Origin of the sequence: Streptomyces tirandamycinicus (genome assembly GCF_003097515.1) — a bacterium.
GTDB lineage: Bacteria > Actinomycetota > Actinomycetes > Streptomycetales > Streptomycetaceae > Streptomyces > Streptomyces tirandamycinicus.
Window position 1 is genome coordinate 3,727,452 of record NZ_CP029188.1, and the last position, 14,143, is coordinate 3,741,594.

At 73.0% G+C, this 14,143-nt stretch carries 12 protein-coding genes and 1 tRNA gene; 10 read left to right on the forward strand and 3 right to left on the reverse strand.

All coding sequences use genetic code 11. The features are described 5' to 3' along the window. The first annotated feature begins 264 nt into the window (after positions 1-264). The 3 genes from DDW44_RS16475 to DDW44_RS16485 all read left to right on the forward strand — a co-directional run bounded on the left by DDW44_RS16475 (position 265) and on the right by DDW44_RS16485 (position 3,484). Complete coding sequence (locus tag DDW44_RS16475; protein ID WP_108906925.1) at positions 265-1,470, forward strand: DNA polymerase III subunit delta'; 1,206 nt, start codon at positions 265-267, stop codon at positions 1,468-1,470. Positions 1,471-1,707: 237 nt separating this feature from the next. Next, positions 1,708-3,270, forward strand: coding sequence for an alpha/beta hydrolase (locus tag DDW44_RS16480; RefSeq protein WP_027733724.1), 1,563 nt, complete (start codon positions 1,708-1,710; stop codon positions 3,268-3,270). Between the two features lie 140 nt (positions 3,271-3,410). Then, positions 3,411-3,484: transfer RNA gene (locus tag DDW44_RS16485), tRNA-Thr, on the forward strand. Positions 3,485-3,793: 309 nt separating this feature from the next. On the opposite strand, the gene DDW44_RS16490 is transcribed toward DDW44_RS16485, so the two are convergent. Then, entirely contained in the window at positions 3,794-4,270 is a 477-nt protein-coding gene (locus tag DDW44_RS16490; RefSeq protein WP_108906926.1) for a hypothetical protein, read from the reverse strand. A gap of 385 nt (positions 4,271-4,655) precedes the next feature. On the opposite strand from DDW44_RS16490, the gene DDW44_RS16495 reads away from it, so the two are divergent. The 7 genes from DDW44_RS16495 to DDW44_RS16525 all read left to right on the forward strand — a co-directional run bounded on the left by DDW44_RS16495 (position 4,656) and on the right by DDW44_RS16525 (position 11,387). Beyond that, entirely contained in the window at positions 4,656-5,579 is a 924-nt protein-coding gene (locus DDW44_RS16495; RefSeq protein WP_108906927.1) for a hypothetical protein, read from the forward strand. 116 nt (positions 5,580-5,695) lie between these two features. Further along, entirely contained in the window at positions 5,696-6,154 is a 459-nt protein-coding gene (locus DDW44_RS16500) for a hypothetical protein (RefSeq protein WP_017947784.1), read from the forward strand. A gap of 171 nt (positions 6,155-6,325) precedes the next feature. Next, on the forward strand, positions 6,326-6,646 hold the full coding sequence (locus DDW44_RS16505) for a hypothetical protein (protein ID WP_018892460.1): 321 nt from the start codon (positions 6,326-6,328) through the stop codon (positions 6,644-6,646). A 35-nt stretch (positions 6,647-6,681) separates the two neighbouring features. After that, the gene (locus DDW44_RS16510) at positions 6,682-9,384 is read left to right on the forward strand and encodes an ATP-binding protein (RefSeq protein ID WP_108906928.1); all 2,703 of its coding nucleotides are present in this window, start codon (positions 6,682-6,684) and stop codon (positions 9,382-9,384) included. Beyond that, the gene (locus DDW44_RS16515; RefSeq protein WP_017947782.1) at positions 9,381-9,983 is read left to right on the forward strand and encodes an RNase A-like domain-containing protein; all 603 of its coding nucleotides are present in this window, start codon (positions 9,381-9,383) and stop codon (positions 9,981-9,983) included. Before DDW44_RS16510 ends, DDW44_RS16515 begins: the two co-directional genes overlap by 4 nt. Further along, positions 9,980-10,621, forward strand: coding sequence for a Cap15 family cyclic dinucleotide receptor domain-containing protein (locus DDW44_RS16520; protein WP_018892463.1), 642 nt, complete (start codon positions 9,980-9,982; stop codon positions 10,619-10,621). The genes DDW44_RS16515 and DDW44_RS16520 overlap by 4 nt, the downstream gene beginning before the upstream one ends. Before the next feature lie 238 nt (positions 10,622-10,859). Beyond that, the gene (locus DDW44_RS16525) at positions 10,860-11,387 is read left to right on the forward strand and encodes a DUF6584 family protein (RefSeq protein ID WP_108908857.1); all 528 of its coding nucleotides are present in this window, start codon (positions 10,860-10,862) and stop codon (positions 11,385-11,387) included. A gap of 477 nt (positions 11,388-11,864) precedes the next feature. Here the strand turns inward: DDW44_RS16525 and DDW44_RS16530 are convergent, their stop codons facing one another. Both DDW44_RS16530 and DDW44_RS16535 read right to left on the reverse strand, forming a co-directional pair. Beyond that, positions 11,865-12,767 carry a fumarylacetoacetate (FAA) hydrolase gene (locus DDW44_RS16530; protein WP_108906929.1) on the reverse strand — a complete coding sequence of 301 codons (903 nt, stop codon included), beginning with the start codon at positions 12,765-12,767 and terminating at the stop codon, positions 11,865-11,867. A gap of 29 nt (positions 12,768-12,796) precedes the next feature. Further along, entirely contained in the window at positions 12,797-14,095 is a 1,299-nt protein-coding gene (locus tag DDW44_RS16535) for a pyridoxal phosphate-dependent aminotransferase (RefSeq protein ID WP_108906930.1), read from the reverse strand. Positions 14,096-14,143 lie beyond the last annotated feature (48 nt).

Below are 14,143 nucleotides of genomic sequence, written 5' to 3' on the forward strand. Positions count from 1 at the left end.
GGTACCCGGAACGGCAGGGGCATCGCGCGCCCCCGGCCGGCTGGTGCGTGCGGGTGCGCCGGTTGTCCACAGGCGGGTTGTCCACAGGCGGTGAGGACTGTCCGACCACTGCCCCACAATGGGAAGCCGGTGGGGGACCTGCACCCGCACCCGCAGATCGCAGCCGCAGCCTGCAGCTCATGGCTCGCAGCTCATGGCTCGCGGGTCGTGGTTCGTGGTTCGTGGTTCGTGGTTCATACGACGTCGGAAGGCGGTGGCGGCAGCATGGCCGTGTGGGACGACCTGGTCGGCCAGGAGCGTGTCCAGGAGCAGCTCGCCGCCGCCGCGCGGGACGCCGACGCGCTCGTCACGGCGGAGGCGGCGGGGGAGCAGGCGACCGCCGCGTCCAAGATGACGCACGCCTGGCTGTTCACCGGCCCGCCCGGTTCGGGCCGCTCCACCGCTGCGCGCGCCTTCGCGGCGGCCCTGCAGTGCACCGGTCCCGACCGGGCGCTGGGCGGCGCACCGGGCTGCGGCTTCTGCGACGGCTGCCACACCAGCCTGGTCGGCACGCACGCCGACGTCGAGGTGGTCCGGACGGACATGCTGTCCATCGGTGTCAAGGAGACCCGTGACCTCGTCCGACGGGCGCAGCTCTCGCCCGCGGTCGGCCGCTGGCAGGTGATCGTCCTGGAGGACGCCGACCGCCTCACCGAGGGCGCGGGCAACGTCCTGCTGAAGGCCGTGGAGGAGCCGGCCCCGCGTACGGTCTGGCTGCTGTGCGCGCCGTCCCTGGAGGACGTGCTCCCCACGATCCGCTCCCGCTGCCGTCACCTGTCGCTCCGCACTCCTTCCGTCGAGGCCGTCGCGGACGTGCTGATGAGACGGGACGGCATCGAGCCCGAGGCGGCCGCGTCCGCCGCCCGGGCGACTCAGGGGCACATCGGCCGGGCCCGCCGCCTCGCCACCGACGAGGCGGCCCGCGCCCGTCGCGCGACCGTGCTGAAGCTCCCGCTGAGGGTGGAGGACGTCGGCGGCTGCCTGAGGGCGGCACAGGAGCTGATCGACGCGGCCGCGGAGGACGCGCGGCAGGTCGCGGAGGAGATCGACGCCAAGGAGACCGAGGACCTCAGGACGGCCCTGGGTGCGGCGGCGGGCGGCAGGCTGCCGCGGGGCACCGCGGGGGCGATGAAGGAGCTGGAGGACAGGCAGAAGCGCCGCCGTACCCGCACCCAGCGGGACAGCCTCGATCTCGCGCTCACCGACCTCACGGGCTTCTACCGGGACGTGCTCGCGCTGCAGCTGGGCTCGAGGGTCCCCCTCGCCAACGAGGACGTGCGGGAGGCACTCGACCGGGTGGCGCGCGGTTCCAGCCCGGAGGGGACCCTGCGCCGGATGGAGGCGGTCCTCGCCTGCCGTGAGGCCCTGGACACGAACGTGGCGCCGCTGCTGGCGGTGGAGGCGATGGCGGTGGCGCTGCGCACGGGGTGAACTCCCCGGCGCTCCCGGGTCCGCCGCTGTGCAGGCAGCACAGGGTGTCCGGGTCGTCGGCGCGGCTGGGGCCGTCCGGCACCGGGTCCTCGGCCGGGCGGGCGTCGTCACCGGGTTCCCGGCGGTGGCGATCCCGTGCGGATGCCCCTGGCTCGCGGATGTGGGGATGTTTCGGGTGAATCACCTATACGGGTAGGAAGGGGCATGATCCCCGCTTTGTGTCGATAGGCTCCCAGGATGACCACCAGGCAGTTCCTCAGGACCTCCGCCATCGCGTCCGCCGCAGCCCTGGGGCTGCTGGTCTCGGGCTGCAGCGGCGGCAGCCCGGCCTCGGAGGGGTCCGAACCCTCGGGTTCGGTGCCGGGAGCGGCAGCGCCCTCCCCGGTGTCGACCGCCGCGCTGAAGCCGTACTACAACCAGAAGCTGGACTGGCGCAACTGCGGTGCCCCCGGTTTCCAGTGCGCCACGCTCAAGGCGCCGCTCGACTACTCCAAGCCCGACGGGCCGTCGGTCAAGCTGGCCGTCGCCCGGGTGAAGGCCACCGGGCCGGGCAAGCGGATCGGATCACTCCAGGTGAACCCGGGAGGCCCGGGAGGCTCGGCCGTCGGGTACCTCCAGGCGTACGCGGGCGTCGGCTACCCCGCTCCGGTACGGGCCAGGTACGACATGGTGGCCATCGACCCGCGCGGCGTGGCCCGCAGCGAGCCCGTCACCTGCCTCGACGGCAAGGAGATGGACGCCTACACCCAGAGCGACCAGACACCCGACGACCCGGCCGAGATCGACAAGCTGAGCACGGCGTTCAAGGGCTTCGCGGCAGGTTGCAAGGAGCGGTCGTCCACGGTCCTCCCGCATGTCTCCACGGTCGAGGCGGCGCGGGACATGGACGTCTTCCGGTCCGCGCTGGGTGACGAGAAGCTGTCGTACGTCGGGGCCTCCTACGGCACCTTCCTCGGTGCGACCTACGCAGAGCTCTTCCCGGAGCGGGTCGGCCGGCTGGTGCTCGACGGGGCGATGGACCCCTCCCTCCCGGCCCGCCAGATGAACCGAGACCAGACCGAGGGGTTCGAGACGGCCTTCACGTCGTTCGCCGCCGACTGCACGCAGCGCCCGGACTGCCCGCTCGGCACCAAGTCGACCGCGGACGCGGCGGCCCGGATGAAGGCGTTCTTCGCCAAGCTGGACGCCCGGCCGGTGCCCACCGGGGAGAGCCGCGAACTCACCGAGTCGCTCGCCACCACGGGAGTGATCGCCGCGATGTACGACGAGGGCGCCTGGCCGCAACTCCGCGACGGGCTCACCGAGGCCATGAACGGCGACGGTGCGGGACTGCTGGCCCTCTCCGACAGCTACTACGAGCGCGAGAGCGACGGCTCCTACTCCAACCTGATGTCCGCCTACTCCGCGGTCAGCTGCCTCGACCTGCCACCCGCCTTCGCCTCGCCCGACGAGGTCACGGCCTCCGCCGCCGACTTCGAGAAGGCATCCCCCGTCTTCGGCCGGAACTTCGCCTGGGCCTCCCTGAGCTGCGCCTACTGGCCCACACCCGCCACCGGGTCCCCGCACCGCATCAAGGCCGAGGGCGCCGCCCCGATCCTGGTCGTCGGCACCACCCGCGACCCGGCCACCCCCTACAAGTGGGCCGAGGCCCTCGCCCGCCAGCTCGACTCGGGGACACTGCTGACGTACGACGGCGACGGGCACACGGCGTACGGCCGCGGCAGCGACTGCGTGGACACGGCGATCAACAAGTACCTGCTGACCGGAACTCCGCCTGCGGACGGCACGCGCTGCCGCTGACGGCCGGGCCTCGCGCCCCGTACGACCGGCCCGGACCGCGTGACCACCGGGCTGGTCAGGGGCACCCCGAACAACCCTGTAGACTTGGCGCCGCTGCTGATGCGAACCTGCTCCTGCCGGAGCGGTCATATCCGCGGCCTGCCGCCTTAGCTCAGTTGGCCAGAGCAACGCACTCGTAATGCGTAGGTCTCGGGTTCGAATCCCGAAGGCGGCTCAGGGAAGGCCCAGGACAGATACCCTCTGACCTGGGCCTTTGTTCTTTCCGAGAGCACATCGTCGTAGTGGTGGGGAGCCCCCTCCCGGGCATCGCGGTCACCACCGGTGGACGGCCGAGGGACGGCGGTCGGCGAGCGCGCGGAGCGGTGGACGGGCGGGTGGCCGAGGACGTCCGACGGGCAGGACGGTGGCGGCGGCCGCCTGCGGTCGAGGGGCCGCCGTTCGTCCGGGAGTGCTTGTGCGGGCCTGCACGCCTGACGGTCGTCGTCCCGCCCGAGTGCGGAGTCCTGGCTGGATGTTCCGGGAGTCAGGCCCATGCGTTGAAGAGCACTCCGCCCAAGGTGGTGATGCCGTAGAAGCGAACCTCGCGCCACTCGCCCCGGGTGAGGACCGAGGTGTCGACGTCCGGGAGCGGCAGGGTGAGCTGCGCGCGCCCAAGTACGGCGAACCCCAGGTCGGCGAAGGCGTGGGCCCACGGCGGCGGTGCGAGGAACTCCTCGGTGTACCAGTCCCGGCGTTCCCGGGCGAACGCGATCCAGGGGTGGTGGGCGTGACACAGGACGACGGACTCGTGCGTGCCCTCGACGACCGTCGCGGTGTGGAATGTGCGGGGGTACGCCTGTTCCTCCAGCTCGCCCACGCGACCGTCGGCCGCCCGGGCGGCGGCATACAGCGCCGCCCGGAACCTGCGCCGATCCGTTTCCGGTAGCGGCCCGTCCTTCGGCCGGAAGAAGCCCGTCGCGCCTCGCGGCAGTGTGAACGCTGCGTCCTTGTCCACGGCCATGCGGCTCATTCTGCCGAGGAGAAACCCTGCCGGCCTCCCACGTGTGCACTGAACCGCTGCTTCGGGGAGTCCGCCGAGGCCTCGTCCCTCCCTTGTGAGGGGACGGGGCGTGCGAGGGGAAGGGCGGGAGCAGGCCGCGGCCGAGGGCCATGGAGAAGCCGCGCTCCGTGTCGGCTTCTCCCGGGGCCGCCGCACAGCGGGGGAGGAGCGGCGCAGTCCGGCAGTGTCTCGGCGGACGGCCCGCCGGCAGATAGGCGATGCGTCATCACGTGTCACAACCACCGCTGTGGCGAGTGGACTTCGATGTCTTCGGACGAGTTTGGCGATCTTTTCCCTATGGTTCAATGAATGTGCCGTGATTCGGCTCCTCGCGGATGGTGCAGCGTTGATCAAGGGCAATACTTTCGAGGCCACTTCGGTGCTGCTCACCGACCTGCTGGACACCCGGCCGCGATACCGGAGCCGGTGGCGCGCCCGTGTCCAGCGGGACCGTTCAGGCGGCCGGGTGAGCATCGCCGCCGTGGCCCAGGTCCTGGCCGAACACCTGTGGGATTCCGGCGAGTTCCCCGAGTCCGAGCAGTCCCTCCCGCGCAACCTGAAGGACCGCGTCCGGCGTGCGCTCGACGGCACGATGATCACGACGGAGACGCTCGCCTGGCTCATCGACGCCTTTCACATGGACCCGCGTGATGCGGAATGCCTGCGGGCCACACACGAAAGCGATTCCGGCAGCCGGCCCGACGGGATCTCCGACGCGGTCCGGGAACCGCGGAAGATGGTCCGGCGCCAATGGCATCGAACGGTGACGGTATTCGAACGCTATTTCCTGGACCGTGAAAGGCAGCTGACCGAACGTCGTACCAAGCACGTGATCATGGCCTTGGAGGACGGGGTGGACAGCTACCTGTTCAACCACGAATCCTCCGTGGCGGCCATCGAGGTGATGCACGGCGGAACCCTCGGACCGGAGCATCGCTACGACGGGCTGGTGTCCCACGAGATCGTGTTCCCGCAGCCGCTCAAGCGGGGTCAGCGCACCTCGTTCGAGTACCGGACCGCCTACCACCCCGCCCCGCATCCACCCCAAGAGGTGCGGCGCCCCGCCCGCGGCCGGATCGAGAACTTCGACATGGCGGTGCACTTCGCGCCGCCTCGGCTGCCCAGCCGGCTCTGGTGGGCGACCTGGTCGGACCACCACCTCGGTGATCCGGTGCAGTTGGAACCCGCCCAGGTGTGCCGCACCGGCAGGGCGCACCGCTATGTGCCCTTCGTCGAGCGGTCGGTGGTCGGCTTCCGCTGGAACTGGTGAGCGGCAACGGGGACGTGGCCCCCCGGTGCGCCGCAAGGGCGCTCCGTGCGCCGTAAGTGCGCCATGCGGCGTGTTCACTTCCCCCTGTCAGTCAATCGGACGATCTCGGGGGCACCGTGGGAATCCTCAACCAGTTCGACGTCATCGACTCCTTCAACCAGCTGATCCCCGGCGCGGCCGGATACTCCGACGGCTATCTGCGCGAGGTCGCCAAGTCGACCCAGGAGCAGGGCCTGCCCGTGGAGATGAACCTGGAGAACAACTCCGACGGCCTGTTCGCCGCGATGCGCGGGCAGGGCGCCCGCAGATTCCTCGTCGTCCAGCCGTCGGACCGCAAGGCCCGCGGCCTGCGGATGATGCACTACGGCTTCCCGGTCGGCACCAACCTCACCGCCGGCTGGCTCCTCACCGGAACCACCGGCAACCTCAAGCTCTTCGACTACCTCGACCTCACCGCGGTCATCGAGTCCGTGCACGGACTCGCCGTCGTCCCCGCGCTCTACAGCGTCGCGGACGGCACCGGCTTCGCCCGCGAGGAGATCCGCAAGTACCAGAGCGGCTTCTTCGGCGTCTGAGCCGCGCCGCCGCGCCGCCGCATCCTCCGCGCCGCCGCATCCTCCGCGCCGCCGCCCCGCTGGCGGCGGCGCCGCACCCTCCGCGTCCCGACCGTCCGGGACCCTCTGCGTCCCCGACCGTCCGGGACCCTCCGCGTCCCCGACCATCCGAGTCGTCACGGAAGGACAGCCATGGGCTGGGTCATCTTCATCCTCTACGTCGCGGGCATCATCGGCACCACCCGCTACGCGATGCACATCTTCGACCTGCACTGGGCCGACATCAACGGGTCCGGTCTGAACGGCATCGGCTCCCGCTTCAAGACCATGATGCCGGGCACCTTCTGGCCCATCGGCCTGCCGATCCTTCTGCTCGTGGCGCAGCGCCGGCAGCAGCACCGCCAGGCCTCCCGGCAGAGCGTGGCCGACCTCATGCGCGACGACGAGACCCCGCGGAACACCCCCGCGCCACAGCCCCGGCACGGCACCCGCAACCCGTTCGACGACCTCTGAGCCGCCGACGCCCGCTCTCCGCAGGAGGTGACAACGTGCAGTGGCCCCCCGACGTCCGCCATGACAAGGCCGTGATCTGGGCCGACCCGGAACGCTTCGCCAAGCCGTCCTGCTGGGCCACCGCGACGGCCCGGATCACGGCCGGCCCCCGCGCACCCGAGACGGCCGGTCCCGCGGAGAGCGGCGCGACGATGCGCGCCGTGTCCACCCGCATCGTGCACGCGCTGCAGGGCTGGGCGAACCGCGCTGCCCTGGAGGTCCGCTACACCTCGCCCCCCGCCGGTCGCCCCCAGGGCATCGACTGCCATCTCGTCGCCCGCGCCGCGGGCGGCACGCCGTTCGATGCCCGGGCGTCCGCCGAGCAGTTGCTGGGTGCGGCGGCGCGGCTGCTGCCCCCGGGCTTCGTCGTGGAGCCGGCCGACCCGGCCGGCCTCGTCGCCCCCATGGGCGCGGTGACCTGCGCCGAGGTCCGCCGGCGCGAGGAGGTCGTCGCCCCTGCCCTGGACGGCTACTCCGCCGCCGAGTACTACTACCTGCCCGGGCGGCTGCACGGCGACGGCTCCGCCTGGGACCCGTTCCTCCGCGCCCTGCTGCACACGCCGTCCCGAGTCCTGGTCAGCCTGGTGTTCCTGCCGACCGCGCTGACCCCCCTGGAGAGCGACGCCTACGGCCACCTGTGCTCCGGTCTGGAGTACGAGGCCGCCCCCCGGACCGTGCAGGACTACCTCGGGCCGCTGGAACTGCCGCCCGACGACAGCGCCCGCCGCGCCCTGGAGGCCTGGCGCCGCTTCGGCGACAGCTCGGCCAAGGTCCTGGCACGGGCCACGGTCGTCGGTGACCCGGGCACCACCGACACGGTCGCCGCCATGCTCGCGGCAGCGGTCGGGTCGTCGTACGAGGCCACCGAACGCGGGATGTCCGGCGGCGTGAGCATCGTCCGGCCCGGCGACGGCGAGGAGCTCCGGCTGGCCGCCCAGTGCCTGGCCAGCGGCTCGATCGCGCCCTGGGGCGGCCACCCCGTCTGGCAGCTGCCCCAGGCACCCGGGTCCATACGCCGCGTGCCTTATCTGTTCGGGTCCGAGGAAGCCGCCTCGATGCTCGTCCTCCCGGTGCCCGGCCCGGACGGCTGCCCCGGTCTGGAGGTGTCGCCGCCCGCACTGGACCAGATCACCCCGGCGCCCGCGACCGGTCCGGACACCCCCGTGCTCGCCCTCGGCGACCGGATCAGCGGCGGCCCCGCGGCCGCCCTCCACCTCCCCCTCGACGACCTCGTCGGCCACGGCCTGATCGCCGGCGCGCCCAACACCGGCAAGTCGACGACCCTGCAGAGCCTTCTCGTCCAGCTGTGGCGGGACCACACGGTGCCCTGGCTGGTCATCGAGCCGGTCAAGACCGAACACCGCGGCATGCTCGCCGTGCCGGGAATGGAGGCGCTGCGCATCCACACCCTCGGCGACTCCGAGCGCGCGCCCTGGCGGTTCAACCCGCTCCAGCCGCCGCCGGGCACCACCGTCCACGCGCACATCTCGTCGCTGATGGCCGTCTTCCGCGCCGTGGTACCGGACATGGACGGCGCACTTCCGCTCATCCTCGAGCAGGCCCTGGAGGAGACCTACGTCCGCGCCGGCTGGGACGGCGGGCGCACCCTGCCCGGCCGTGTCCCGACCCTGCGCGCGCTGCTTCCCGTCCTCGACACGCTCCAGGACGACAGCGACTACCGCGGCCAGGCCCTCAACGTCTTCCCGGCCCTCGCCACCCGCGTCCGGGCCCTGCTCGGCGGCGAGCACGGCTACATGTTCGACACCGTGGAGCAGACCGACTGGGCCGGCCTCGTCGAGCGGCCCGCCGTGCTGGAACTCGCCTCCATGGCCGACCCCGCCGCGATCGACATGACCCTCGGCTTCCTGCTCTCCCAGCTGTCGGCCTTCGCCCGGCTGCGCGGCAGCCAGAACCGCCGGCTGCGCCACCTCATCGTGCTGGAGGAGGCCCACCGGGTCTTCGCGCGCCCCGGCGGCGGTCCCGACCGCAGGTCGGCGGAGGCGGTCTCCGCCCTCGCCAACGCCCTTGCCGAGCTCAGTGCCTTCGGGCAGGGCTTCGTCCTCGTCGACCAGGTGCCCGAACGCCTGGACGAGGCCGCCACCGCCCTCACCGGCGTCAAGATCATGCATGCGCTGCGCAGCGAGCAGAGCCGGCAGGCCATGCTCGGAGACATGGGCGCCGGACCCCGCGCCGCGCGGACCGCGGCCACCCTCCGGCGCGGCCAGGCTCTCGTCTCCACACCCCGCACCACCGATCCCCTGCTCGCCGAGATCCGGCCCGACCCGGCCGTGGACACCGCACGCGTCGTCGTCGACGACGCCGTCGCACGGCACATGGCGGAGCCGACCCGTGCCCTGTCCCGGCTGCTGCCGTACGAGCTGTGCTGCCGTGACGTCTGCCGGGACGGCTGCGCGCCGCAGCGCAGGGAACGAGGACGGGCCCTCGCCTTCGCCCGGCGCCGGGAGGAACGCGCCGAGGCACACCGGGCGCCACGCGGTGAGCCGCGCCGCGCGCCCGCCCTCGGCGACCTCGCCCAGTCCATGGGCCGCGCCTGTGCCGGCGACGTCGCCGACACCTACTGCGCGATGGTCCACGTCGACCTCGACAGGCCGCTCCCCGGCCTGACGCCGCAGCGCCGGCAGTCCGACCTGACCGCGGTCGTACGCAAGCAGGCGGCACGGGCGGGAGGCGCACGGTGATCCGCCACGACACACCCGAGGACGAGCGGGACCACCGGGAGTTGCTGCGCCGGGCCCTCGACGACCACCGGGACCTGCACCCCGGCCACCACCGGGAGCGGGGGCGGGTCACCGACTTCCAGGACCGGGACCCGGAGTACCGCGAACCGGCCGACCGGCTGCCGCCGTCCGGCGTCGACGTGCTGAGCGACCTCTACCGTGAGGAGCTGCGCGACGTCGGCCACGCGCTCGACAAGCACACCGGGTGCTCCCTCGACGAGCTGCGGGAGTTCGCCTCGTACACCTCGGAGAAGGGGGCGTCCTCCTTCGACACCCCAGGGCAGGCGGCCGACGCCGTCAACGACGCGCTGTGCCGCTCCGCCGGCGACATCGTCGACTGGCTGGCCGGCGACGACCCGCGTCCCTTCGTCTGCGACGCCGACCTCGGGAGGGAGACCGGCCGCTGGGCCCGCAGCCGCGACCACGCGGACGGCACCGATGTGACGGGCGTCCGCGTGGTGCTGGCCAGGGACGCCGGCGATCCGCGCGGGTTCGTGTTCCGCACCGCGTTCCCGATTCCGGCGGATCACGTACGCGGTGCGGGGCGGCGACGGCCGTGAAGGGCATCCGGCAGCAGGTCACCGTCGGGATCGTCTGCCTCGTGTGGCTCGCGCTCGCCCTGCTCACCGGCGAGGCGCTGTCCCCGACGCCGCTGCGGCTCTTCTCGGCGGCCGGGACCACGGTGGCCATCGTGGCCCTGGCGTACGAGAGGTGGCTGTGGCGCTGGAGGCTCGTGCGCCGGTTCACCGGGAGCCCGCTGCTGCACGGAACGTGGCGGGGCGAGGTGGTCACCTCCGTCATCCGTGAGGACGGCACCCCGGTGCCCCCGATCCCCGCCGTCCTGCACGTGGTGCAGAGTGCCTCCCGGGTCAGCGTGTCCCTCTTCACCGCGGACTCGCTGTCCACCTCCACCCATGCCTCGCTGCGGTGCGGGGACGACGGCCGATGGTGCCTGCGCTGGCAGTTCTCCAACCAGCCCCGGCCCGGGGCCCGGCAGCGCAGCCAGCGGCACCGCGGGGTGGCCGAGCTGTGGATCGGCGCCGTGCCCGGCGAAGGGCTGCGCGGTGAGTACTTCACCGACCGGCGGACGTACGGCGAACTGAGCCTGGCGGAGTGGAGCCCGCGGCGCTACGGCAGCGCGTCGACGGCGCTCGCGGCGACGGACTTCGCGCGCGCGGCGCCGCACGCGGCGGGCTGACCGCACACTTCCCGCTCGCGGCGGGCTGACCGCACACCTCCCGCTCGCGGCGGGCCGACCGCACGTCTGCCCTGGCCGGCCCGCGCATCGGAGGGCAGGCGTGAGGCCCCCGGGGGAGCACGAGGAGGCGCCCCGACGGCCGTCCCGGTCGGGCATCGGAGAGCCCGTCGGGGGCGAGCGGGTGCTGACCGGCGAAACCGGGTCGACGCCGGTCGGCGCGTTACCCGATCATGCGTTCATGCCCCTGGTGGAGACCCTTGCCCGAGTCGACGCGGACCTGGCAGCCGGCCGGATTCCCGTCGCGCGCCAGCGCTTGCGCGGCCTCGTCTCGTCCTTCCCGCACGACCTGACGCTCCGCCGTCGTCTGGCCGAGGTGTACCGGCTCTACGGCGACGCCGCCGAGGCCGGACGCTGGATGTACCTCGAAGAGGACCGCAGGGCCGACGAGACCGCCGCCTTCGAGGCGCGTTACGGGTCGCCCGGATGGCGGATGAAGGCCCTCGCCTGGCGCGGTCCCGAGGCGAACGCCGCCACCGTCTTCGCGGAGGGTCAGCTGGTCGCGCTCCGGACCGCCTGCGCCGCTGAACTGGGGCGCCCCGTCGACTGGGACGACCCCGCCTCCTACCGGAAGGACCTGGAGGAGGAGTACGACGCGTCCCCCGCGCCGTGGACGGTCGGCGACGTGCTGGCGGGCGTCGGCTGCCTGGCGGCGGCCCTGGTGGTCCTGGCGATCTGGGTGAACGGACTCGTCGTCCTCTTCGACTGACGCGGGTCACCGGGCCGGTGAGGAGCGCCGGTCGAGGTTCGGTGGGACCGTCCAGAGCTGCTGGAGGGCCGGGCGTCGGCGGCAGCTTCCTCCTTATGCCTCTGGTGTCGGCGATCGGCCGCCTCTGGTGGTGCCGCCCGCACCGCCTCCAGGAGCCTCGTGTGCCCGGGGGTTCACCGGCGATCGGCGGCGGGTCCCCGGTGCGTACCGTTCAGGAACGGAGAAGCGCCCGGAAGGCCGGGCGCGGTCCGCGGGGCGGCAGGCACGCGGCGGGTCCCTGAGGCCCCGCCTCGGGTCCGACCCTTCCGGACGACCGCGGGGCGGTGGCCGACGACTCTGCACCAGTGCAGGCCGAGGGGCACCGCTCCCGCGCGTCCCCGCAGCAGGACGGGCAGGGGGCGAGGCCGGTGCGCTGCCGGGGCGGCTCGCGCACCGGCAGCGGCCGCAGTGGGACGGGACGCTGGTACCGCCCGGCTCTCAGACGAGGGCGGTGGGGGAGACGAACCGCACCGTGTTGTCGAAGGTCACGCCGTGGCTCTTGACGTCGATGGCGATGTTGTCGCCGTCCTCGATACGGAAGCCGTCGTGGAAACTGGCCTCGTCGGCGCCCAGCAGCACGTAGTTGACCAGGCCGGGCCGGCGCACCGCCGGGAACGAGAACAGGTGCCCCACCATGTCCCGCACCCGGAAGTACAGGGCGTCCTCGCCGCAGTCGAAGCTGCCCTCCCAGGCGGTCGCACCGTCCCGCTCGATGGTGACCCGGCCGGCAGCCGAGGCCGGCGGTTCGCCGAGGAACAGCCAGGGGGCGAGGGCGGTGTCGCACAGTTTGCAGTACGGGTTGTAGCCGGGGTCCCGTCGGTGCAGGCCGATGTCGCACAGGTCGTTGCCGAAGGTGTAGCCCGCGTAGTGCGGGGTGCCGTCGGCGTCGTTGACGTAGACGAGGGCGATCTCGGGCTCCTCGATCAGGGCGACCGGGCTCGCCGGCACGTTCAGTGCCTCTCCGGGCAGCCGCACCCAGTCGCCGAAGCCCTTGAAGAACCACTTGGGCGGCGTGAACTCGCCCTCCGGGGCGGTTCTGCCGCCCCACTTCTTCTTGTGCGTGCCCATGAAGCCGCTCAGCAGCGCGTTCCCGGTGGCCGTCGGCAGCAGCGGCGGGAGCGGCCGCACCTCCGGGTCGCCGGAGGTGACGCTGATCGCCTCGGAGCGCTCGGTGACAGCGGCCCTGACCGCGGCCGCGGAGCCGTCGGTGGCGATGAAGGCCGCCGCGAGCGTGCCGTCGGCCACTCGGTACAGCGTCTGCTTCGCGCCTGGCTCGGGGCGGTCGAAGCCGACGTGACGTGCGCCCTGGTAAAGGGCCTCGAAAAGGAGCGGGTCGGACATGGGGAAGATTCTCCTGGGGCTCGTGGGTGTCAGGACTGTGCGCTGGAGGAGAGGGAGGCCGTGTCGGCGAGGCTGGCGAGGACCGTGCCGACACGGTCCACCGCCGCCCGAATCCACGGCAGTTCGAGGGGGTCCGGCGCGGTGAGCGCGGCCCACCGCCGCTCTTCGGTGTCGCCGTAGAGGCGGCTGGTGGCGGCCCTGATGCGCAGCACCTGGCGGGACTCGCCGAAGGCACTCGCGGGCAGTACGCCGAGGCCGTGGCGCTCGGTGAGGAAGCGGGCCAGGCCGTCGCCGTCGAGGATGCCGTGTGTCCGGGCCAGGTGCCCCCGGAGCGCCTCGAAACTCGGGTACAGGTAGGAGGTCGCGCGGACCGGGGCCAGAGTCGCACCGGCCGCGGTGAAGCGGTCGGCGACCGCGCGGGCCACCGTCTCGTGCAGCCTGCGGCTCGCCGCGATGTGCTCGATGATCTCCGGGGGCTCGCCGAAGGCGTACGCGGCGGCCGTCTGCACGGGCGCGGTCGGGCTGGACCAGATCTGACTGGCGATCGAGACGAGCCGGTCGTACAGCGCCCGCCCGAGGTCTCCTTCGGGCAGCCGGGCGACGCCGGTGCGCCAGCCGCCCAGCGCCAGGTTCTTGGTGAGTCCGGTGGTGACGACGGTGCGCTCGGGGGCATGCCGGGCCGGGGACTCGACGGACGCCGACGGGTCGTACACGAGGTCGCGGTAGATCTCGTCGGAGACGATGACCAGGTCCAGCCTCCTCGCTGCCGCGGCGAGGTGCCGCACCGTCTCGGGTGAGGCGATGGTGCCGGTCGGGTTGTCCGGCACCGTCACCACCACGGACCGCGGGTGCTGCCCGGCGGCTCGTGCCGCGGTGACCGCCTCGCGCAGGCGCTCCGGATCGGGTACGCCGCCCTGGCCGGGCAGGGTGGGTACGGCGATGGGCCGGGCTCCCGCGAGCCGGGCCTGCGCGGCGTAGCTCACCCAGCTCGGCACGGGCACGACCACGTCGCCGCCGATGGCCAGGAGCAACGCGAACAGCAGCGGTTTGCTGCCCGGTCCGGCGACGACGAGTGCGGGATCCGTGCCGAGCCCGCGCCGCTCCCAGTAGCCGGCGGAGGCGGCGCGCAGGGCCTCCCCGCCGGGTACGGGGCCGTACGCGTTCTCGTCCACGGCGGCAGCGAGCCGCTCGCGCAGGGCGGGGTGTACGGGCAGGCCGATCTCCCCGCTGGTCATCGGCAGCACCTGCTCCCCGGCGCGGCGCCGCCGTGCCATGGCCTCGTCGGCGGCGAGTGTCGCCGACACGGAGACCGGTGCGGGTTCGGGCATGTCAGGCTCCAAGGGGAAGGGGGCGGGAGGTGCGGCGGGCCGGAGGGA

Coding starts and splice junctions, on each gene's coding strand:
- DDW44_RS16475 (WP_108906925.1), top strand. CDS start 265: ATGGCCGTGTGGGACGACCTGGTCGGCCAGGAGCGTGTCCAGGAGCAG.
- DDW44_RS16480 (WP_027733724.1), top strand. CDS start 1,708: ATGACCACCAGGCAGTTCCTCAGGACCTCCGCCATCGCGTCCGCCGCA.
- DDW44_RS16490 (WP_108906926.1), bottom strand. CDS start 4,270: ATGGCCGTGGACAAGGACGCAGCGTTCACACTGCCGCGAGGCGCGACG.
- DDW44_RS16505 (WP_018892460.1), top strand. CDS start 6,326: ATGGGCTGGGTCATCTTCATCCTCTACGTCGCGGGCATCATCGGCACC.
- DDW44_RS16525 (WP_108908857.1), top strand. CDS start 10,860: ATGCCCCTGGTGGAGACCCTTGCCCGAGTCGACGCGGACCTGGCAGCC.
- DDW44_RS16530 (WP_108906929.1), bottom strand. CDS start 12,767: ATGTCCGACCCGCTCCTTTTCGAGGCCCTTTACCAGGGCGCACGTCAC.
- DDW44_RS16535 (WP_108906930.1), bottom strand. CDS start 14,095: ATGCCCGAACCCGCACCGGTCTCCGTGTCGGCGACACTCGCCGCCGAC.